General features: G+C 61.4%; 12 protein-coding genes. 2 read left to right on the top strand and 10 right to left on the bottom strand.

The window, feature by feature from the left end:
- Positions 1-41: 41 nt before the first annotated feature.
- The 5 genes from JIN81_RS11110 to aroC form a co-directional block, all read right to left on the bottom strand.
- Complete coding sequence (locus tag JIN81_RS11110) at positions 42-875, bottom strand: DNA-methyltransferase (RefSeq protein ID WP_200279150.1); 834 nt, start codon at positions 873-875, stop codon at positions 42-44.
- A gap of 66 nt (positions 876-941) precedes the next feature.
- Positions 942-2,717, bottom strand: coding sequence for a pyridoxal phosphate-dependent aminotransferase (locus JIN81_RS11105; RefSeq protein WP_200279148.1), 1,776 nt, complete (start codon positions 2,715-2,717; stop codon positions 942-944).
- Between the two features lie 114 nt (positions 2,718-2,831).
- Positions 2,832-4,283, bottom strand: coding sequence for an Asp-tRNA(Asn)/Glu-tRNA(Gln) amidotransferase subunit GatB (gene gatB, locus JIN81_RS11100; RefSeq protein WP_200279146.1), 1,452 nt, complete (start codon positions 4,281-4,283; stop codon positions 2,832-2,834).
- Positions 4,284-4,316: 33 nt separating this feature from the next.
- Positions 4,317-5,132, bottom strand: coding sequence for a hypothetical protein (locus JIN81_RS11095; RefSeq protein ID WP_200279144.1), 816 nt, complete (start codon positions 5,130-5,132; stop codon positions 4,317-4,319).
- Positions 5,133-5,151: 19 nt separating this feature from the next.
- A complete protein-coding gene (aroC, locus tag JIN81_RS11090; protein WP_200279142.1) occupies positions 5,152-6,249 on the bottom strand; it encodes a chorismate synthase in 1,098 nt (365 codons plus the stop codon).
- Between the two features lie 207 nt (positions 6,250-6,456).
- Between aroC and JIN81_RS11085 the strand changes: the two genes are divergently transcribed.
- Positions 6,457-8,448 carry a glycosyltransferase gene (locus JIN81_RS11085; protein ID WP_200279134.1) on the top strand — a complete coding sequence of 664 codons (1,992 nt, stop codon included), beginning with the start codon at positions 6,457-6,459 and terminating at the stop codon, positions 8,446-8,448.
- A 41-nt stretch (positions 8,449-8,489) separates the two neighbouring features.
- Here JIN81_RS11085 and JIN81_RS11080 read toward each other — a convergent pair whose 3' ends face one another.
- Positions 8,490-10,001, bottom strand: a complete 1,512-nt coding sequence (locus JIN81_RS11080) for a tetratricopeptide repeat protein (RefSeq protein ID WP_200279132.1) — start codon at positions 9,999-10,001, stop codon at positions 8,490-8,492.
- A gap of 40 nt (positions 10,002-10,041) precedes the next feature.
- Between JIN81_RS11080 and JIN81_RS11075 the strand changes: the two genes are divergently transcribed.
- Positions 10,042-10,221, top strand: coding sequence for a hypothetical protein (locus JIN81_RS11075; RefSeq protein WP_234044727.1), 180 nt, complete (start codon positions 10,042-10,044; stop codon positions 10,219-10,221).
- A gap of 419 nt (positions 10,222-10,640) precedes the next feature.
- Here JIN81_RS11075 and JIN81_RS11070 read toward each other — a convergent pair whose 3' ends face one another.
- From JIN81_RS11070 to JIN81_RS11055, 4 genes are all read right to left on the bottom strand, one after another.
- Entirely contained in the window at positions 10,641-11,552 is a 912-nt protein-coding gene (locus JIN81_RS11070; protein WP_200279128.1) for a YybH family protein, read from the bottom strand.
- A gap of 175 nt (positions 11,553-11,727) precedes the next feature.
- Positions 11,728-14,865 (bottom strand): efflux RND transporter permease subunit, encoded by a 3,138-nt coding sequence (locus tag JIN81_RS11065; protein ID WP_200279118.1) that lies wholly within the window; start codon positions 14,863-14,865, stop codon positions 11,728-11,730.
- A gap of 26 nt (positions 14,866-14,891) precedes the next feature.
- Complete coding sequence (locus tag JIN81_RS11060) at positions 14,892-16,094, bottom strand: efflux RND transporter periplasmic adaptor subunit (RefSeq protein ID WP_325100876.1); 1,203 nt, start codon at positions 16,092-16,094, stop codon at positions 14,892-14,894.
- 23 nt (positions 16,095-16,117) lie between these two features.
- Positions 16,118-17,581 (bottom strand): efflux transporter outer membrane subunit, encoded by a 1,464-nt coding sequence (locus JIN81_RS11055; RefSeq protein WP_267907995.1) that lies wholly within the window; start codon positions 17,579-17,581, stop codon positions 16,118-16,120.
- Positions 17,582-17,645 lie beyond the last annotated feature (64 nt).

The following is a 17,645-nucleotide window of genomic DNA, read 5'->3' as shown; positions in this document are numbered from 1 at the left end:
CATGGGCGAGGAAGCGGGAAGGTCCAATGAGAACGTTGACCCTACAGCTTTAACTCGCCCTCGGGTGGGTCGAGCCGTTCGCGGGCCACGCTGAGGTAGTAATCGTCGAGTTCGATGCCTGTGAAGCCTGCGACGCCCATTCTTTTCGCGGCGACCGCCGAGGTGCCGATGCCGAGAAAGGGATCGAGGAGGCGGGTCCGTTCGCCCACTCCGTGGAGCCGGATGCACTGCTCGACGAGGCCGATCGGGAAGGTCGCCGGGTGGGGGCGTTCCTTGTCCCGGGAGACGATGGTGTCGTAGGGAATGAACCAGGTGTTTCCACGGCAGCGCTTGTCGATGCCATCGGTGTGGCCCCAGCGGACGATGTTGGACTTGTCCTGATAGGGAACCCCGGCGCCGCGGCGGTCGAGTGGAACCTCGCCGGTCTTGGTCAGGTGGAAGACATACTCGTGGCAGTCGTTGACGTAGCGTTTGGAGTTGATCGGTTTGAAATGCCCGGCGCTGATCTGTTCGCCCTTGCGGGTCTGGACGGTGATCGACTTCACCCAGTGGAAGGTGTTCTGAAGGACGAAGAGAGGCTCGGGCCCCCCGGTCAGGGCGAGGATCACCTGGTGGGGGAAGAGGGGATTGGACGGTGCGGCTCCGACGTTGAGGAAAAACGATCCGTCATCGGTCAGCACACGCTTCACTTCAGCCGACCAGAGGCGACACCATTCGAGGAAATCCGAGCGGCCGGCGGTGTCATCGAAGGATCGATAGTTGATCCCGAGGTTGTAGGGCGGAGAGGTGACGACGAGGTCGTGTGAGCCTGGATCCAGGGAAGGGAGAACCTCAAGGCAATCGCCATGTCGGAGCTGGAAGGATTCAGGAATCACCGGGGGAGACTGCGCGCGGCAGCTCGGCATTTCAAGCCGCTGGACCCAAGGGTGTGCCGGGTGCCCTCAAACGATGCGGTTTGGGGTATGGGATGCGGTCGTCGTGCATGAGACGGTGGGCCCGCTGGACGGCCCCGCGGTTCCCAACACCTCGCGGAGGATTCGGACAATTCGGCCTTGGGTTTCACGGTCCTTGACGGCGATGCGGATGGCCCTCCTGCCCAGCTTCTCGCCCATCGGGCTGGCATTGCGGATGAAGAGCCCCCGTTCGCGGCAGGTCTCGACAAGCCAGCGGGCATCCGGAAGCCGGTCCGGGAGATGGGCGAGGACGAAGTTCGCACAGCCCGGGGTCACGTGGAAGTCGAGCTCTTCGAGTTTGTCTTCCAGTTCCCTTCTGAGCTTGGCCGTCTCTTGCCAACGGTGTTCGTAGTAGGTGGGGGATTTGAGTGCCTTGACGGCGGCGACCTGCGAGGGGAGTCCGATGACCCATGGAGGGGTGAGGGATCGAAGTTCCTCCAGCTGGTGCGGGCTGGCGCAGAGGTAGGCGACCCGTGCGCCGCTCAGGGCGTAGGCCTTCGACATCGACTTGCAAATGATCAGTTGGTCATGATCGGCGGCGAACCTTTCCAGTGAAGGGCCACCCGCGTAGTCGATGTAGGTCTCGTCGATCCAGAAGCGCGTTCGGGTCGGGGCGATGGAGATCAGGGCCTTGAGGGTGTCGGCGTCGATGACTTTGCCCGTCGGGCTGTTGGGGTTGACGAAGGCAACGAGGTCGGGGCCTGCTGCGATCTTCCCGGCAAGTTGCTCGAAGTCGTGCAGGTAGTCGTTCTCCCGCTCAAGGGTGGCGCGAACCACGCTGCAACCGATCACCTTCTCCAGAATGTGGGCATACTCCCCGTAGGTCGGATCGAGAATGAGGGCGGTCGAGCCGGAATCCAGCCAGCGAGGAAGGGCCCGGTAGATCAGGTCCGAAGAGCCGGCGCCCACGAGGATGGAGGATTCGGGAATATCTCGAGCCCTTGCGATGGCTCGGACGAGCCCTTCACTGTCGGTGGGCGGGGAAGTGCGAAGCAACCATGGTAGCTCTGCGTGAAGGGCTTCGAGAGCAGCGGGAGCCGGCGGGAACCAGGCGTCGAGGACGTCGGCATTGATGATGTCCCGGTGTCGGTCGAGATGCTTGAAGCCAGTGCCAATGGCCTCAAAGAAGGCGCCACCGTGAAAGCAATCGGCGGGCTTTCGCAGGGGAATCTCAAGATGCCAGTGGGTGTCGTGCTCGATGCGCGCGGGCAAGCGGGAGTCTTCGATGGACTGCCTGATATCGCGCACGGAGCCATGCATGAGATCATAGGTGACGGCGCCTGAACGGGTGGATCGCCCGACCTCGTTCATGCCGCAGCGGCGATACATGGCGCTGACTTCGCGTCGGCCAATGGCAATGATCTGGAGTCCGCCCCGGGATTCGATCCAGCGGAACGCGGCGAACATGAGGATGGCAGCGGTCGGGGTATGACGAAATTGAGGCAGGACGGTGAGCAGTCTCAGCTCGTATGATTGCCGACCGACTTGAAAGGGGAGGTCTTCGCGGTCGAAATACTTGTCGATGGAGTAACCGTGATCGCCGGGAGGTGTGATGCTGATGAAGCCGGCCAGATCGGAGCCGTGGGTGACCACGAGGTAGCGGTTCGAAAGGTCGAGCGCGTCCTGGAGGGTGCGGGACTCGTTCTCCGGGTGCTGGCCGATCTCCCGGGCGTAGACATCATGACGATGGCGATAGATCGCGTCGCGCTGGGAGCTGGTGGCCTCGGCGATGGTGTATGCTGGAGTGGGGGCACATGATTTCATCGCCCCGTAGCCTAGGGGACCGGGAATCAATCATGGAATCGAAACTCGATGGCGGAACATCGAGGATGACGATGGAGGGGGCGGGCTGCGTCTGAGGGAGGACCGCGCCTCCTGCTAGAGAATCTTGCTGCGGATGATCTCGGTGACCTGCTTCGGATTGGCCTTGCCCTTGGAGAGCTTCATGACCTGTCCGGTGAGGAAGTTGACGAGTTTCTCGTTGCCTGCCTGTATCTCGGCGACCTGCTTGGGATTTGCCTCGATCGCCTGGTCGCAGAATGCCTCGATCTCACTGGCGTCGGCGGGTTCGAAACCCATCTCCTTGGCCACGGTGGACGGTTCCTTGTCCGGCGAATCCAGGAGGACAAGCAGGACTTCCTTGGCTTGGTTCAGGGCGAGTTGACCGGACTCGACAAGAGTGAGAAGTTGACCGGTTTTCTCCGGGGTGACCGGCGAGTCGGCGACGGGGGTCGAGCGCTCGTTGAGTAGACCGAGGAGGGTATTGATGAGGAAGTTGGCGGCCTTCTTGCCGGGCAGCTTGGGAGTGGCTGCGAGGGTTTCGAAGTAGGTGGCCAAAGGGATGTCGGATGACAGGACCGAGGCGTCGTAGGCGGTCAGCTGATAATCTGCCTCGTAGCGGCTGGCGCGATCATGCGGTCGCTCGGTCGTCAGGGGGCGGACCTTTTCGAGGATGGGTGCCGTGCGGATGGGAAGCAGGTCGGGGCACGGGAAGTAGCGATAGTCGTGGGCGTCTTCCTTGGTGCGGAGGAGCTGCGATTCACCGCGGTCGTCATCCCATCGGCAGGTCGACTGGACCTGCGGGATGCCTTGATCGAGGTCGGCGGACTGGCGCTCGATCTCGAAGTCGATCGCGCGGCGCACGGCCGAGATGGAATTGAGGTTCTTCAGCTCGATTCGGTTGCCGAGTGGATCGCTCTCTTCTTTTCGGATGGAGATGTTCACATCACAGCGCAGCTGACCCTTCTCCATGTCGGCATCGGAGATGCCTGCTTGCTGGAGGATCATCTGGAGCGAACGGAGGAAGGCGAAGGCTTCGGCGGACGACTGGATGTCGGGCTCGGTCACGATCTCCATCAGGGGAGTGCCGGCGCGGTTGTAGTCGATGATGGAGCTGGTGCCGAGGTGGGTGGATTTTGCGACGTCCTCTTCAAGGTGGATGCGGTTCAGTCGGCACTTGAAGTCCGGGCGCGGGATGTTCTTGCGGACGTCGGTGGGATAATTGTGGTGGTAGAGGGGGACTTCGCCACCGATGCACAAGGGCAGATCCATCTGGGTGGTCTGGTAGTTCTTGGGCATGTCCGGATAGAAGTAGTTCTTCCGATCCCACTTCGAGATTTCCGGGGCACCGCAGTCGAGTTGGAGTCCTGCGAGCAGGGTTTTCTCAATCGCGTGCCGGTTCAGAACGGGAAGGGCGCCGGGCAGGCCGAGGCAAACGGGGCAGGTGTGGGTGTTCGGTTCGTCTGCGAAGGATGTTTCGCAGGAACAGAACATCTTGGTGCGGGTTTTCACCTGGCAGTGGACTTCGAGTCCGATGGTCACGAGATACATGATGAGAAAGGAGGGAGTGAATCGTCGGTCGCGCTAGAGTTCAAGCCCCTGCATGACTTCACGCAGGTCATCGTTCTCGAGTGCGACGTCGAGCCGTGGATCACGGAGGATTTCCGCGTAGCGGCCGTCGCGGGCGAGCTGCCGCAGGCTGTCGTCGCTGAGAATGAGGTCCTGGATGGCCTGCACCTCAAGGACGGGGATGGCTTTCGGGGGGGGATCGTCGGCGACGGAGATGAGTTTCGCGAGCTTGATGCGTGCTTCGTCGGCAAGGGGGTCGACAGCGGCGAACCAGTTCTCAGGGAATGCCTGCTCGACGTCATGCTTGAGTTTGACGAGGAAGCCGATCTCCGAGGTGTCCGGTTGTTGGGCGACTTCATTGACGTAGGTTTGGATCTCGGCGATCGAGCCGAAATGGCGCAGGAAAGTTGCTCCGGTGAACCAGAGAAGAGCGGTGGGGATGAGGCTGAAAAGGAGTGTGAGCGCCCAGCGGATGGGTGACCGACGGTTCTTCACCGCGTTCTCATCATTGGGTTCACCAAGGGGTTTGACGATGAAGCGGCCGAGGGCTCGAAGCCCGAGCAGCACACTGACGAAAGCCGCTGCGGGCAGTGCGTAGGGCAGCCACTCGATCTCCTTGCTGGTCAGGGTGCGGCCCCAATCGGTGGCGTGTTGCCAACAGTAGAAGGCGGCCAGGCCGGAGAGACAGACGATCAAGGTGCCCCAGACGATTCTCAGCAGGCCACGCAGGACGGCGAGGCTTGCGATGGCTCCGAAGATCAAGAGGGCTGCCGTCCCGAGGCTGACGCTGGGGATCTGATCGAGACTGACGGCGGAGAGAAAATCGGACATGGAGGCCGGTGGAGGCAGCTCAAGTGTGCGGGAATCCTCCGCACTGGGCCCGCTGGCGCAGGAGGTGGTCGCACAGGACAAGTGTTGCCATCGCATCAACCATCGGGACTGCGCGTGGCAGCACGCACGCATCGTGACGACCGCGTCCGGTCAACTCGGTGTCTTCTCCGTCGCTGGTGACGGTTTCCTGAGATTTCATGATGGTCGCGGTGGGCTTGAATGCGACTCGGAAGACGATGTCTTCGCCGTTGGAGATACCGCCCTGGATGCCGCCGGAGCGGTTCGAGCGAGTACGCACCTTGTCACCCTCCATGAAGAAAGCGTCATTGTGTTGGCTTCCGGTCAGCAGGGTTCCGGAGAAGCCGGATCCGATCTCGAATCCCTTGGTGGCAGGGAGGGACATCATGGCCTTGGCCAGTTCGGCCTCCAATTTGTCGAAGACGGGTTCGCCCAAACCGACCGGGCATCCGCGGACGACGCATTCGATCACGCCTCCAATCGAGTCACCGGCGCTGCGGACTTCCTTGATTCGCTCGATCATTCGTTCCGCTGCATCGGCATCGGCGGTGCGGACGATGTTGGCTTCGATTTGCTCGGAGGTGACGGTCGCTGGATCGACGTCCGCTTCGATGTCATGGATGCGCTTGACCCACGAGAGCACTTCGACTCCCGGGGCGAGGGTGTTGAGGACTTCCTTGGCAACGGCTGAGGCGGCGACCCGACCGATGGTTTCCCGCGCCGAGGCCCGACCGCCACCGGAAAGCGCACGCACACCGTACTTGGCATCGTAGGTGTAGTCCGCATGGGAAGGCCGGTACTTTGCGGCCATCTCGTCGTAAGCTCCGGGGCGCTGGTCCTTGTTGTGGACGATGATCGCGATCGGAGTGCCAAGGCTGACGCCGTCCTGCACGCCTGAGAGAATGTGGCAGGTATCCGTTTCCTTGCGGGGAGTGACGATCTCGGATTGTCCGGGTCGTCGGCGGTCCAGTTCGAGCTGGATCGCTTCTGCGGACACGGGGATTTTCGGAGGGCATCCATCGATCGTCACGCCGACAGCCCCTCCGTGGGACTCTCCAAAGGTGTGGATGCGGAAATGGGTGCCGAAGGTCGATGACATGCCCGGACTTTAGAGCCACTAGGCTGACTGCCAAGGACAGGCAAGGTCAGGATGGAGAAAAAGCAGTGGCCGGGCATCATGCGGCTCATCGCTCCATGAAGCAGATTATCAGTGATTTGTGTCGGAAATGGCACCGGATTGGACGTGGTGGAGCCCGGGGGATGGGGGCAAAAGCGGAGTGAACTTGTCAGCAACCCCGGACTATTCATGAGATTTGACATCGTCACAGACACCTTCGCGCCCGACGTCAACGGGGTGGCCATGACCCTGAGTCGGTTGGTGGATGGCCTGCGTGAGCGGGGACACATGGTGCACATCATCCGCACGGGTGGGGCGAACGGGGCCCGGCAGACCGTGGCCCCATCGGTTTCGTTGCCGGGCTACAAGGAGGTGCGGATCGGGTTGCCGGGGCCGTTCAAGCTGAGGAAGCGCTGGATGAAGCGTCGTCCCGACGCGATTTACGTGGCCACCGAGAGCCCGCTGGGAGTTTCCGCGATCAGGGCGGCCAAGTCGCTCGAGATTCCGGCCGCGACCGGGTTTCACACGAATTTCCACCAGTACATGGAACAGTATCGTTTGGGCGGCTTGCAGCCGGCGGCGATGGCGTATCTGAAGAGGGTGCATCGCCGTGCCAATGTCACTATGGCACCGACCGCCGAGGTGGTGTCGATGCTGGAGGACGAGGGATTTGAGAATGTTGCATTGATGGGGCGGGGGGTGGATACCCGGTTGTTTCAACCGTCCAAGAGGGATCCTGCGCTACGGGCGGAATGGGGTGCCCGCGGGGGCTCTCCGGTGGCGCTGATCGTCGGGCGTGTGGCAGCGGAGAAGAATCTGGTTCTCGCGATGGAGTGTTTCCGTCGCATGCGGGAACGGGTGCCGGATCTCCAGTGTGTCTGTGTCGGCGGTGGGCCTCTTCTTGAAACCTTGAAGGAGAAGAATTCATTCGTGCATTTCGCGGGCGTGCGGACGGGTAGGGATCTCGCCAGATACTATGCCTCTAGTGATATTCTTCTCTTTCCCAGTGAGACCGAGACATTCGGCAATGTCCTGCTCGAGGCGATGGCTTCCGGGTTGGTGACGGTGAGTTACGACTACGCGGCCTCCGCCCAGCATGTTCGCCACGGGATCAACGGGCTGAAGGCGACGAAGGGAAATTCGCACGAGTTCGTGGAATTGGCCGAGGATTCGCTGGTTCGCTGGCAGGGTGGGATGAGGGAGCAGGCGCTGCGGACCACCAGTGAGCTGGGTTGGGACCGGGTGGTGGATGTCTTCGAGGGCAACCTCGGGCGGATCGCTCGTGAAGGGAGGCGTCGATCACTCAGCCTGAAGCAGCGCAAGCAGCAGCTTCAGAAGGAATACCGGACCGTGTTCATTTCAGATGTCCACCTCGGCACACCGGACAGCAAGGTGCATGAGGTGATCGATTTCCTCAAGCAGGTGCGGTGTCGTAAACTGGTCCTGAACGGTGACATCATCGACGGTTGGGCGCTCAAGCGGGGGTCGCGTTGGAGGAAACGCCATAGCCGATTCATCAGGCAGGTCCTCAAGAAGGTGGAGAAGGAGGACACCGAGGTGATCTACTGTCGTGGGAATCACGATGATATCCTCGACCGCTTTCTTCCCCTGGCCTTCGGTCCGGTGAACTTCGTGAAGGAGCACATTCACCATGGCGTGGACGGAAAGAAGTATCTGGTGGTGCACGGGGATGGCTTCGACAGTGTGTCAACCCACCACAAGTGGCTCGCGAGGCTCGGGGCAGTTTGCTACGATTCGATGCTCTCGGTGAACCGCCTCTACAACAGATTCCGGGCGTGGCGCGGCAAGGGATATTACTCGCTGAGCAAGAAGGTGAAGGCGCGGGTGAAGTCCGCGGTCAGCTTTGTCGACAACTATGAATTCCAGCTGCAGCAGTATGCCCGGCACCGGAAGTGCGATGGGATCATCTGTGGTCACATCCACACGCCTGAGGACAAGCAGGTGGAGGGGATTCACTACCTGAATTCCGGCGACTGGGTGGAGAGTCTCACTGCCATCGTCGAGCACGTCGACGGGCGCATGGAGCTGATCAGCTACGAAGAGTTCCTTGATGCGCAATCGGGCGGTCCGCCAAGGGGATCATGCCAGGATCACCACGCATCGCGGGAATCCGGAAGCATGAGGAAACCTGTGAACGGAGAAGCCAGCCTTTCGGCCTGAAGCCGTCCGACCCGGCGAGGCGCCGGGTCGGATGGAGTCGATCAGGAGCGGTTGAAGCTGAGTCCGGGATCGCCGGTCGGGCCACCTGCGAGGACGAACTGGAGTTCGCTGTCGGATGGCATCTGGATGGTGCCGACCATTTGCGATTCACCGGCGTCGAGGACGAGCAGTCCTTCTTCGTTGATGGTATACTCCCCGCCGAAGGAACTGTCTTCCTTGCCCTTCCGGCTGAAGGTCCACTCGAACTTTCCATCGTCCTTCAAGGAGAGGGTGACCTTGCCTTCCTCGCCCTTGTCCGAGACCCACGAGCCGGGAAGCTTCTCGGCGTCGACCGGCTTGGGTTCCGGGACATCCCCGAGGTCTTCGGTGTCGGTGTCGTCCTCTTCGCCTGAAGCGGTGGAGGAACGGGCCAGTTCGGCCAGTTGTTTGGAAACCGTGTCGGCGGGTTGGATCTTCACGGCAGCCTCGAACTGATCGGCTGCATTTTCCAGGTGTCCGCAGACCATGTAGTGATAGCCGAGCAGGAAATGTCCGTCGGCCGAGCCGTCGTTGCCCTTCACGTAATTCTCGAGGGCCTGCAGTTGTTTCACGTAGGTCTCCTGGGTGTCGTACACCGTGATCATGGTGGTCCAATCCCAGCCGGGGCTTCCGACGAGGACGGGATTGAGGACCCCGGCGGCTTCGCCGAACTTGCCGAGTGCGAAGAGGACGAGTGCACGGTATTCGTGCAGGGCGCCATCACCAGGTGATTCTGCAACGGCCTTGTTCGCGTAGTCGAGTGCTGTGAGGAAATCATTCGTTTTGAATGCCTGCTGGGATTTTTCGATGAACGATTCGGAGTTCTCCGCCATCTTCTCGGCCGTCGACTCATCGGTCGGGGCGGTCTGCTCGGCGACGGTGGTAATCGGTTCCTGATAGGTGACCTCCGTCTTGTAGATGGTCTGGACGGGTTGGACCGGGTAGGGGTTGCTGTAGGATTGGTAGCCACTATCGAAGATCAGCTTGCCAAGACCCCAGCCGACGAGGCCCCATGCGATCATCTCACCGGTACTGGGTCCACCGTAGCCAGGCCATGGTCGGTAGCCACCCCAGTAGTAGCGGTGATGGTGGTGCCAGCGGTTGTTCCAGCCATAGCCCCAACAGCCTCCGTACCATGGACGTTGTGACGGGCGGTTCCACCACGGGTTGTAGCCCCAGTGTCGGCGGTTGGTCGACCAGTTGAGGTTCCGTTTGAAGTTATTGTTGATGTTGACGTTGATGTTGTTGCCGATGGCTGGGCGGTTGCCGATGTTGATCCAGTTGTTGTTGCCGCTGCCGGGTCGGCCACCTCCAGGCCGGTTATTTCCGAAATCCGGGTGCTTGATGGGCCGGGTTGTCGGGCGGTCACTGCCCGGGCGAACCCATGGTTTGCTGCCGGGCCGGTTGTTGGGTCGGTCCCCGATGCCGGTTCCGGGCCGGTCTCCAATCCCGGGTCGGGTGGATGGAAGGGTGGATGGTCGTTCGCCGGGTTTGATGCCCGGTTTGGTGCTTGGTCGGTTCCCCGGCAGAGGCATCGGCTTGACGGGCTTGGGATAGGTGACATTCCCCGGGCGCGTGGAAGGCCGCGTCGTGGGTGTGCTTGGTCTCGTGCTGGGCCGCTGCGTTGGTAGCGTCGGCTTCGTCGACGGCCGCTGGGACGGCACCGAGGGCTTGGTGGAAGGCCGCTGGGTCGGCAGCGTGGGTTTGGTCGAGGGTCGCTGGGTCGGAAGCGTGGGTTTTGTGGACGGACGCTGAGTCGGCACGGATGGGCGTGTCGTCGGCCGGGTGGTTGGTTTCGTCGTTGGCCGAGTTGTGGGTCGGGTCGTCGGCCGAGTTGTCGGACGGGTCGTTGGCTTGGTTGTCGGCCGTTGTATGGAAGGTCTCGTCGTGGGGCGCTGGACGGACGGACGCGTGGTGGGCCTGGTGGCGGGCCTCGCAGTGGGTCGGGCCTTCGAGCCGGTGAAGGCGTTTCGGGAGCTGGACGAGCGGGAAAAGTTCGATCGGCTCGGTGCGCGCGACATGCCGCCGCCACGAGCGGCGCCTGAGCTGCGGTTTCCGCCGCCTCCACCTGCACCGAAGCTTCGTGCCATGGCGTCAGTCACCATGAGTGGTCCGCAGGCCACGAGAATCGTGATGAGTTTGATGAGAGTGTTCATGATGGGATCGTGCTGGGATTATTCACCGGCGTCAGTGGTTGGCGAGGGTGGCCGCTTGACGACCTTGATATCGCGATCGGGCAGTAGTTCGCCGTTGATCGCCATATCTTGTGAGTGCCAGGTGAAGGATTGCCCGTTTGGAGAGACCTCGACCTTGCGTGTCGCTTGGAGGCGTTCTCCGTCCGCGGTGACACCTTCGACGCGAATCAGCCATGCGTTGTCTCCGGCGGAAGTCCAAGTGCCGGTGTTATGTCCGCCATCGATATCGAAACTCCATGAGATGAAGGTCTCTTTCGCTGCATCCCAGCCGATCCGCATGGTGGCTCTCGAGTTGAGAGCGTCCGGGGATTCCGACAGCGCCCGGGCATCGATGAAGGGTCCGTCTTCGCTCCAGTCGAATGAGATGTAGGTCTTGGCTCCCTCGTTCTCGATCAACCAGTCCCCGATCAGCCAGTCGAGGGCCTGCAGTTTGGCGTGACCTCCCGCGAGATCCCGAGCTTCGTCACGGACCCTGGCGGTGAGCCAGCTTCCATCCTCTTGGGCGACATGGAGTGCGGTGTAGCTGTAGGAAGCGAGTTCGCCATCGGCGCGGGTGATGTGAACCACACCATCTTCGACGGCGATTCCCGGTGCGACAAAGCGGACGTCGCCGACTTCGAGCGCGGCTTGGGACGATTCGTCTTCGTCAAAAATCGCCTGATACTGCGCTTCGATCGCTTCACGGCCCGATACGACTTCGCCGGAGGCGGTGTGGATTTCTCCTTCAGGAAGGAAGAGTGAGGCGATGGCCTTGGCATCTTTGCTGTTGAATGCCTCAATGTAGCGTGTGGCACCTTGTCGCAGCTTTTCGGTGGCTTCTTCGGTTTCGTCGGCTCGGCTGGGAGCGATCAGCACCGTGGCCGCGATGACCAGAGTAGGGATGAACTTCATAATCTTGAGCGAGATGGACCCCGGAAAGAATGCCGCGGCCAATGGCTAGCTAAGCGGATCATCCGGCAGGGCGCAAGAACTTGGAGACGCATTCATCAACTCGGCGGGGGCCACAGGACCTCATGGGACGATGGAGTGCCCGTGAGAGGAGAGCAGAAATGGCTGTGTGGCGGTTCTACCCGGATGGGCTGTCCTCGGAAGCATGCTGGCGTCCTTCCGACAGTTTCTGAACGACGTAGTAGAGCATGGGGACCACGGCGAGACTGAAGGCGGTGGCTGCCAGCATCCCGCCACAGACGGCAGTACCGAGAATTTTTCGGGATTCTGCGCCCGCACCCGATGCGACGAGGAGAGGAATGACCCCAAGTACGAAGGAAAGGGCGGTCATCATCACCGCACGGAAACGGAGTCGAACGGATTCAACCGCCGAATCGAAGATGCTCATGCCTTCCTCGCGTTTGAGCTTGGCGAACTCAGTCAGAAGGATGGCGGTCTTGGTGGACAGTCCGATGAGCAGGACAATCCCGATCTGGGTGTAGACGTTGTTGTCCATGTTCCGGGCCATGACGGCCAAGATGAGGCCAAAGAGAGCGGTCGGGACCGACAGGCAGACGGAAATCGGGAGGGTCCAACTCTCGTATTGAGCTGCAAGAACGAGATATACCATGAGAATGGCAAAGCCGAAGATGGCCATCATGCCACCGCCGGCCTGCTTCTCCTGATACGAGAGCTCCGTCCATTCGTATCCCATGGAGGGTGGCAGCATGCCGCCGCCTTTGGGGTCGGCCATGTCTTCCATGAGTTGAATGGCCTGACCTGAACTGAAGCCGGGAGCGGGGCTGCCGATGATCTTGACGGCAGGGTAGAGATTGAAGCGAGTGATCGTTTGAGGGCCCAGCGCCTCCTTGATGTCGGCGACCGCTGCAATCGGGATCATCCGGCCGTCAGCTCCGGTGAACTGCAGCTTGCCGATGTCGTCCGGAGTCGCCCTGAACGGTGCGTCGGCTTGTGCGGTCACTTTGAACACCTGACCGAAGAGGGTGAAGTCGTTGACATACGCCGAGCCCAGGTAGATCTGAATCGTTTCGAAGACGGAACTCATCGAGGCGCCGGTGCGCTGGATCTGCTCGCGGTCGAAGTCGATGTAATACTGTGGAACGGTTGCCCGGAAGGTCGAGCTGACGTTCTGCAATCCAGTCTGGGCATTTGCGGCGGCGACGACGTCATTGGATACGGTTTGAAGCTGTTCGATGCCGACCCCACCCCGGTCCTGAAGCATGAAACTGAAGCCGCCGGAGACACCGACACCCGGCAGGGATGGCATCGGGAAGGCGAAGGCCCGAGCCTCCTGAAGCGAGGCGAGCCGACGATTGATTTCCGCGATCAGCGCATCCTGTTTCAGGTGATCGTCGGGGCGCTCCGACCAGTTGTTGAAAGTGACGACGCAGAAACCGGCACTGGATGTGGATGCGTTGTCGAGAGGAGAGAATCCGGAGACCTGAAGGCAATCAGAGACACCCTCGATGCCTGAGATCAGTTGCTGGGCTTCAGAGAGGACGGCATTGGTCCGCTCGAGAGCGGCGCCGTCCGGAAGCTGAACACTCACCAGGCAATAGCCTTCGTCCTCCTGAGGAACGAATCCGGTGGGCAGGCCACCGAGACCGGCCACCGACAGAGCCGTCAGTCCGCAAAAGCCGAGCACGCTGACCACCGCCATGCGAATGGCGATGCGGACAATCTTCACGTATCCAGCGGTGGCTCCATCAAGTCCACGATTGAACAAGCGGAAGAAGCCCTTGGGTTCCTTGGGGTTGGCCTTGAGCAGGACGCCGCACAGGGCGGGACTGAGGGTGAGCGCGTTGATCGATGAGAAGACCGTGGCCACGGAGATCGTGACCGCGAACTGCTTGAACATCGTTCCGGTGATGCCGCCCAAGGCGAGCGTCGGCACGAAGACGGAGAGCAATACGAGGGTGGTCGCGACCACCGGACCGGAAACCTCCTTCATGGCGGCCGCGGCTGCTTCCTTCGGTTTCAAGCCCTTGCTGAGGTGGACGAAGCAGTTCTCGACCACGACGATGGCATCGTCGACCACGATACCGATGACAAGCACCAGACCGAAGAGGGTCAGGACGTTGAGCGAGAAGCCCAAGGCATTCAGCACGAGGAAGGTGCCGATCAGGGAAACCGGAATGGTGACGGCTGGGACCAGGGTGGCCCGGAAATTCTGCAGGAAAAGGAATACCGTCAACACCACGAGAATCAGGGTGGCGCCAAGTGTGATGATCACCTCGCGGATCGAAGCCGTGACCACATCCGTGGCGTCGTACACGATATCAATCTCAACGTCATCCGGAAAGGACTCGCTCAGCTCCTTGACCTTCTCGCGGACCCCTGCGGCCACCTCGATCAGATTGCTCCCGGGGACCTGATAGATGGCAAAGCAGGCGGCGGGTTGGCCGTTGAGGGCGGAGTCGAAGTTGTAGCTCTCACCACCGAGTTCGACGCGGGCGACGTCGCGCACGCGGATGCTGCGCCCTTGCTCATCGGTCCGGACGACGATGTTTTCGAACTCCTCGACCTCCGTGAGGCGTCCGGCGGTGCGGAGAACATACTCGTAGGCGGTGCCCTCGGGAGCGGGTGCTGCGCCAACCCGACCTGCCGCGACTTGGACGTTCTGGCCACGGATCGCGGCGAGGACCTCGGCCGGAGGGATCTGGCGGGCGCGCAGCTGGTCCGGGTCGAGCCAGATTCGCATGCTGAACATGCCCACTCCGTAGACGAATGCATCACCAACTCCATCGACACGGGCCAGTTCGTCCCGCATTCGAAGATTGGCGTAGTTGCTGAGGAAAGCATTGTCGTAGGTGCCGTTTGGAGACACCAGGCCGAGAAACATGACGGTGTCGGTGGACTTCTTCCGCACCGTCACACCGGTGCGCTTCACCTCTTCGGGGAGGCGTGATTCGGCGACCGTGACCCGGTTCTGAACCAGCACGTTGGCGGTATCGAGATCGGTTCCCGGTTCGAAGGTGATGGTCAGGTTGTAGTCTCCGCTATTCCCGGAGACACTGGACATGTAGATCGAGTCTTCGACTCCGTTGACTTCCTTCTCAATGGTCGCGCCCACGGTTTCGGCGACCGTGGTGGCATCGGCACCCGGGTAGACGCAGGACACGCTGATGGTCGGCGGCGAGAGTTCCGGGTAGCGGGAAACCGGCAGCGTGGTCAGCGCGACGAGCCCGAGGACGACCGTGACGATCGAAATGACCGCGGCGAAGATCGGGCGCTTGATGAAGAAGAGACTGAACATGACGAGGCGTTGCTGGCTCCCAGCAATCAGTTCTCCGCTTCAGGGGCGGCTGACTCCTCCTTGGGGGTTGATGGTCCGGCAGCGTTCGCTGTCTGGGGGCTGACCTTGGCGCTCTCCCGGGCCCGTTGAATTCCCACGGTGATCACGCGATCCGTCTTCTCGAGCCCCTTGACGATGAGTCGCTGTCGCTCATCGACGGCATTCGGGTCATCGTTCGGCTTGATGACGGTGTCCTTCGCTTCGACTCCGCATCGCCGGACGGTGTCCGTTTCGTCAACGACCCAGACGAATTCCCCGGCGACGTCACGCAGAACACTCGCGGAAGGGACGAGAACTGAATTCGGGAAGTTCTCATTCGGGAAGGTGACGGGATAACCGATCGTGCCGAAGAGTCCTGAGCGAAGCGTGCCGTTTGGATTGGGAAATACAGCGCGCACCGTCGCGGTGCGTGTCTGCGGGTCGACACGACTGTCGAGCAGGTCGATCCGTCCTTCTTCCGGATAGACCGATCCATCTGCGAGGGTCAGTTGGACGGCATTGAGTTCCTCGATCTTGATGGTGCGGCCATCCTTCCCCTGAAGGATGGAAAGCATCTCTCGTTCCGGGACCTCGAAGTAGGCGCGGATCTGTTCATCTGCCGTGACATGGGCGAGCAGGGTCGATTGGCTGCCGTCGACGAGGTTGCCGATGTCGACGTAGGACTCCGACATCCGTCCAGATGTCGGAGCGGTGATCTTGGTGTAGGAAAGGTTGATTTTGGCATCGGCGACGATCGCCTCGTTCTGACTGACCGCGGCGGCGGCCTGATCGAGTTCGGCGCGTGCGATCTCCACGTCGAGTTCCGAGACGGCGCCGGCGCCAGCCTTTTCGAGTCGGGCAAGTTTGGCGGCGGCGAGTCCTTGGGCGGCCTTGGCATTGGCAAGGTTTGCCTGAGCGCCCTGGAGAGCGGCGACGAATGGCTCCTCCTCGATCTTGAACAGCAGGTCACCCTTGGAAATGGGTTTGCCTTCTTCGAAGTGTTTCGACTCGAGGATCCCGCGGACCCGCGCCCGGATATCCACTTCGGCCAGGCCTTCGATGGTCGCGGGTGCGGTCTTGTAAATGGTGACCTCGCGGGTGTCCGGCGTTTCGACGGTCACTGGCGGAGGTGGCGGTTGGACGAATTCGTTTTCCTTGCTGCACGACAGGAAGGCGAGCAGCGGCAGGGCGGCTGCGGAAAGCAGCTTCACGGGATGGGGTGAGGAAGGTTTCATCAGGGCTTGCCGTTTTGATCAACAGGGCCGGGCTTCATGGGAGTGCCACCACCGAGTGCCTTGAAGAGGGAGACGTATCCTGCTGCGATGGTTCCGCGGCTGGCTGCGAGTGCATCCTCGGTGGAGAAGACGGTGCGTTGCGCGTCGAGGACGTTCTGGAAGTCGACCAGGCCTTCCGTGTAGTTCGTGGTCACGAGCTCCTCAGCCTTCGTCGCGGAGGCGGTGGCATTGCGGAGTTCCGCGATCCGATCGCGTTCGTTGCGGACACTGGAGAGGCTGTCCTCGACCTGGGCAACGGCGGCGAGCACGGTTTGCTCATAGGTCATGTAGAGTTGCTTGGTCCGGGATTCCTGGATCGCGATCTGACTGCGGACCCGGCCGGCATTGAAGATGTTCCACTGGAAGTTGGGGCCAAACGCATAGTTGCGTGAGTTGGATTCCAACAAGCTGCTGGCGGCGAGTGACTGGAGGTCGAAGGTGCCTGCGAGGACGAAGCGCGGATACAGCTCGGCTTCGGCGACGCCGACGAGGGCGTTCTGTGCCGCGAGATTCCGTTCGGCGGCCCGGATGTCCGGACGGGCGCGGACCAGGTTGGCGGGAATGCCGACGAAGGATGAGTTGGGAGCCGAGGGGATGCCCTTGGAGCCTTTCAGCAGGGTTTCGGTCGCCGAGGAATACTTGCCCAGGAGGATGGAGAGGCGGTTGACGGCGAGGCTGCGCCCGTTCCGGAGCTGGGGAAGGATGGCGCGGGTATTGGACAAGTTCGTTTCGGCCTGGGCGACATCGAGCTCCGGAGAAAGACCGGCGTCGAGACGAGCCTTGGTGAGATCCAGCGACTTCTGCTGGGCGGTCAGGTTCCGTTGTGCCACTGCGAGGCGTTCTTCGAAGGTCCGGATCTCGATGTAGCTGAGTGCGACATCGGCCAGCAGACTGACGAGGGTATCGCGATAGAGTTCTTCCGTGCCTTCCACGGTGGCATTGGCGGACTCGATCGAGCGGCGGACCCCGCCGAAGACGTCGATCTCCCAGCCAGCGGTCAATCCCGTCGAGTAGACGTCGGTGGTCTTCCCTGCTGGCGGAGACGGGGACCCCAGGTTCTGGCTGGTGCGTCCCCGTGAGACGGCTCCGCCGAAATCGATGGTGGGGAAGAGCTGGCTGCGGGACACGCCCAACCCGGCGCGTGCCTCGTTGATCCGCTCGTAGGCAACGGCCAATGTGCGGTTCGAGTCCCGGGCCGTCTGGATGAGGCGATTCAGCGTGGGATCATTGAATTTTCTCCACCACGAATCGAGGCTGGAACTTCCTGATGCAAGATCCGAACTCAGACTCTGATGCCAGGAGTCCGGGGTGATCATGTCAGGGCTGCTGTAGTCGGTGCCGACCACCATGCAGCTGGAGAAGATCAGAGCCGAAAGGGGGACTGCTCGAAATACTGAGCGAGAGAGAGAAGATCGGGTGCTCATGAAAACGGTGGCGAAGAATTGCCCGAAGCCACGGGTATGTCCACTTTCAACGGCGATCGGACCA

It is taken from the genome of Haloferula rosea (assembly GCF_016595525.1).
GTDB lineage: Bacteria > Verrucomicrobiota > Verrucomicrobiia > Verrucomicrobiales > Akkermansiaceae > Haloferula > Haloferula rosea.
The sequence above is the reverse complement of the archived record's forward strand: the minus strand, read 5'-3'. Positions and strand labels throughout refer to the sequence as shown.

Coding starts and splice junctions, on each gene's coding strand:
- JIN81_RS11105 (WP_200279148.1), bottom strand. CDS start 2,717: ATGAAATCATGTGCCCCCACTCCAGCATACACCATCGCCGAGGCCACC.
- gatB (WP_200279146.1), bottom strand. CDS start 4,283: ATGTATCTCGTGACCATCGGACTCGAAGTCCACTGCCAGGTGAAAACC.
- JIN81_RS11095 (WP_200279144.1), bottom strand. CDS start 5,132: ATGTCCGATTTTCTCTCCGCCGTCAGTCTCGATCAGATCCCCAGCGTC.
- aroC (WP_200279142.1), bottom strand. CDS start 6,249: ATGTCATCGACCTTCGGCACCCATTTCCGCATCCACACCTTTGGAGAG.
- JIN81_RS11085 (WP_200279134.1), top strand. CDS start 6,457: ATGAGATTTGACATCGTCACAGACACCTTCGCGCCCGACGTCAACGGG.
- JIN81_RS11080 (WP_200279132.1), bottom strand. CDS start 10,001: ATGCCTCTGCCGGGGAACCGACCAAGCACCAAACCGGGCATCAAACCC.
- JIN81_RS11070 (WP_200279128.1), bottom strand. CDS start 11,552: ATGAAGTTCATCCCTACTCTGGTCATCGCGGCCACGGTGCTGATCGCT.
- JIN81_RS11065 (WP_200279118.1), bottom strand. CDS start 14,865: ATGTTCAGTCTCTTCTTCATCAAGCGCCCGATCTTCGCCGCGGTCATT.
- JIN81_RS11055 (WP_267907995.1), bottom strand. CDS start 17,581: ATGAGCACCCGATCTTCTCTCTCTCGCTCAGTATTTCGAGCAGTCCCC.